We start from the raw sequence: 2,105 nt of genomic DNA, 5'->3' as shown, positions 1-2,105 counted from the left end.
CCTCGAGCCGATGGCACCTGGAGCTAGACATTTAAAACTAGGTCATTCTTATGCTCGACATTCTGGACATGATCCATAAATTTCAAATTTATGACCAGTTACATCAAAACCAGATAAATTATCCAATATTTTGTCCATAGGACAAGTTTCAAGTTCCTTTGTTTTACCACATTCTAGACAAATAAAATGGTGGTGATGATGGCTTCCTCCACAAGTAAAGCGGAAATGTTTTTCTCCTGAAAGCTCCGTCATTTCCAAAATGCCCAGATTCACAAATAAAGAAAGGTTTCGATAAATCGTGTCAAAGCTTAGTCCAGGATAGTCTTCCTTTAATCTGTCCAGAACATCCTTTGCGGTTAAATATTTATCAGAAATAGAAAATAGTTCAAGCATTTCCTGCCTTTTCCCTGTATGTTTAAACCCTTTTTCCTTCATTAATTGCATCGCTTCAGATACATTCATGCTGCTCTTCCTTTCCACCATTTTTTCCAGCCAATTGCACCTAAAAGAATCATAATTGATAACACAACGATGGTTCCTCCTGGAGCCAAATCAAGATAATAAGAAAGCACTAATCCAAAAATAACAGCCAATTCACCGAAAACAACCGAAAGGATAATCGTTTGCTTAAAGCCTTTCGCAATCCGAATTGCTGCTGCAACCGGTAATGTCATTAAGGATGATACTAATAAAATACCGACAATTCTCATTGAAGCAGCAATCACTAAAGCTACTGTAACAATAAAGATAAAGTGAATAGTTTTTGCATTAATCCCTGAAACAGCAGCATGTTCTTCATCAAATGATAAAAGAAATAATTCCTTATATAGAAGTAGGACAATCAAAATAACGAGCACCGAAATTCCGAGGATGGTCCATAAATCTGAACGACTAATTGCGCTCACACTCCCGAATAAGTAATTAAATAAATCGGTATTAAAACCGTCTGCAAGAGAAATAAAAATAACACCTAGTCCAATACCACCAGATAAAATGATCGGAATTGCGAGCTCTTGATAATGCTTGTATACCGTTCTTAATCGTTCAATAAAAAGAGATCCCAAAACCGAGAAAGTCATTCCCATGTAAATCGGATTTATTGGCTGAGTCAGTCCTAGCTTTCTTTCAAGTAAAAGGCTAGCGGCGATTCCCGCTAATGTCACATGGCTTAAGGCATCTGCAATAAGTGATAGACGTCTTACCACAATAAAAACACCGAGCAATGGTGCAATTAACCCGATTAACAATCCGCTAAGAAATGCATTTTGTAAAAATTCATATTGAAAAATGTCTATAAGCATCATTTCACCTTCCATGACTATGTTCATGGGTAATTACTTGAAGTGAATGACCATAAAATTGGGATAAATCCTGGTCTTGAACATGTTCAAATTCTTCAGCACTCCCATGGAAATGAAGATGCTTATTCAAACATGCGACATGGGATACCTTTTCCGAAACGGTCCCTACATCATGGGTGACTAAAATCAATGTAATTCCCTTATTTTTATTAATATCTTCGAGCATATGATAAAAAGTTTGAACCGTCTTAGCATCGACACCAACTGTTGGTTCATCAAGGATTAGAAGCTCTGGTTCACTCACAAGGGCCCTTGCGATGAAGACTCGCTGCTGCTGCCCCCCCGAAAGCTCGCCAATGTTACGATATAAAAATTTCTCCATTCCCACCGATTGAACGGCTTCTATAATTTTCTTCCTGTGTTCATGTTTGAAGAAATGAAACAATCCAAGCTTTGCTGTCAATCCACTTGAAACAACTTCAAATACGGTTGCCGGAAAACCAGAGTTAAAGCTATTTGCTTTTTGGGAAACAAATCCGATTTTTGGCCAGTCTTTAAATTTTATTATGGGTGTTCCAAATAATTCGATCGACCCTTTTTGAAGTTTTACAAGCCCGAGAATACTTTTTAGAAGTGTTGTTTTGCCGGATCCATTAGGTCCAACAATCGCTAAGAAGGAGCCTTTTGGGACAACCAAATTGATGTTTTCTAATACGGTTTGTTCATCATATCGAAAGGTAAGATCCTTTATTGTTAATACTGAATTTGACTGTGTCAAGTTATCACCTTTTTTATTATTTAATC

The 2,105-nt window shown here is 37.1% G+C and carries 3 protein-coding genes; all 3 read right to left on the bottom strand.

Translation table 11 applies throughout. From position 1 onward, the window contains the following. Positions 1-48: 48 nt before the first annotated feature. Genes V7147_RS22275 through V7147_RS22265 form a run of 3 tightly spaced genes read right to left on the bottom strand, consistent with a single transcriptional unit; the run spans position 49 to position 2,079 of the window. On the bottom strand, positions 49-462 hold the full coding sequence (locus V7147_RS22275) for a Fur family transcriptional regulator (RefSeq protein WP_335369995.1): 414 nt from the start codon (positions 460-462) through the stop codon (positions 49-51). Then, positions 459-1,301, bottom strand: a complete 843-nt coding sequence (locus tag V7147_RS22270; protein ID WP_335369994.1) for a metal ABC transporter permease — start codon at positions 1,299-1,301, stop codon at positions 459-461. Before V7147_RS22270 ends, V7147_RS22275 begins: the two co-directional genes overlap by 4 nt. A gap of 4 nt (positions 1,302-1,305) precedes the next feature. Next, positions 1,306-2,079 carry a metal ABC transporter ATP-binding protein gene (locus tag V7147_RS22265; RefSeq protein WP_335369998.1) on the bottom strand — a complete coding sequence of 258 codons (774 nt, stop codon included), beginning with the start codon at positions 2,077-2,079 and terminating at the stop codon, positions 1,306-1,308. Positions 2,080-2,105 lie beyond the last annotated feature (26 nt).

It is taken from the genome of Bacillus sp. JJ1521 (assembly GCF_036965165.1).
Lineage (GTDB): Bacteria > Bacillota > Bacilli > Bacillales > Bacillaceae_L > Ferdinandcohnia.
This window is presented reverse-complemented; position numbering and strand designations above follow the sequence as displayed.

Excerpts from the sequence above, each read along its gene's own strand:
- V7147_RS22275 (WP_335369995.1), bottom strand. The coding sequence starts at position 462 with ATGAATGTATCTGAAGCGATGCAATTAATGAAGGAAAAAGGGTTTAAA.
- V7147_RS22270 (WP_335369994.1), bottom strand. The coding sequence starts at position 1,301 with ATGCTTATAGACATTTTTCAATATGAATTTTTACAAAATGCATTTCTT.